At 25.5% G+C, this 1,113-nt stretch carries 2 pseudogenes; both read right to left on the reverse strand.

The annotated features are described in order from the left end of the window. A pseudogene (locus tag ACOTVC_RS08765) lies at positions 1-293 on the reverse strand (hypothetical protein); the annotation flags it as partial. Further along, positions 290-1,113 (reverse strand): annotated as a pseudogene (locus ACOTVC_RS08770) (hypothetical protein); the annotation flags it as partial. The pseudogenes ACOTVC_RS08770 and ACOTVC_RS08765, both read right to left, overlap by 4 nt.

Genomic DNA, 1,113 nt, shown 5'->3' on the forward strand with positions numbered 1-1,113 from the left:
ACCTCTTCTTCTAAATTTTCAATACTTGTAGGTATATATTTTGGAATGAGTTTGTTGCCTTTTTTATTAAATATGATTTTACCTAAATAAATACCAAATTTGGGATTGTAAGTAATGTTGATTTTGCTTTCTAAATCAATATAATCAAAAAAATACCAACTTTGTTTTTCACTAGGGCATATATTGTTAAAACATTTTATATTAGTATTTACACCTAGATAAAGTGCGTTTGGTTCTTTTCTAGTTTGCAAAAATTGTTCGTGTTTTTTTGTATCTGGTTCCTTGTATCTCATCTTAACTCCTTGGTGATACTTTCTTCTATTGCTCTAGTTTCTGCTTCGCTTGGCTGAAAAAAATAAACATCCGGTATTGTTTTATTTCCAAATTTTTGATCTGTTTTATTAAAATAAATATATTGATTGCTATAATAAATATAGTGTTGCAAGACATCATTGTTTGGTTTTTTTTGATGCATGTATGCGTGTCGTATTTCGTGTATAATAGTTTTTAACATTTCCTCTGTATTTTCTATATTGTTTATATTGATTTCAATAATAGTTTTGTCTTGATTATAAAAACCAAATAAACTATTATCATCTGATGAGATAAATTCTGTTTTTATATTTAATTTAAATTGATTGTAGATTTCTTCAATTAATTTTTCCCAATATGTAATAGGATAATTTTTATTGGGATTATAGTTGTATTTTTGTATTGTCTTTTTAATTGTATTTTCATAGTAAATTATATCTTGAAAATAATCCCCATATTTTATTTGCATATTCTTTGTTGATTTGACTTGAAAATATATTTTCGCTAAATCAAACCTATAATAAATATAAGCAATTTTTCCAGCAAGTTGAGGATAGGTTTTTAATTTTTCAATTGAAAATTGATCTATATACAAAAATAGAGATAATAAAAAATTATAAGCATCATTAAAATTTGCTATTAAATTCAAATCGAGCCATTGTTTTAAGTATTTAGTATCGCTTGGTATTTTACCCCCTAACACCCCCTCTCTTACACTATCATCATCTCCAACTCCCACTCTAAAGCTCATATCTATGATGATGTAATGATCTTCTAAATTAGGTATAGTTTTTTCACTGC

Source organism: Campylobacter sp. GB48 (genome assembly GCF_049221845.1).
Classification (GTDB): domain Bacteria; phylum Campylobacterota; class Campylobacteria; order Campylobacterales; family Campylobacteraceae; genus Campylobacter_D; species Campylobacter_D lari_C.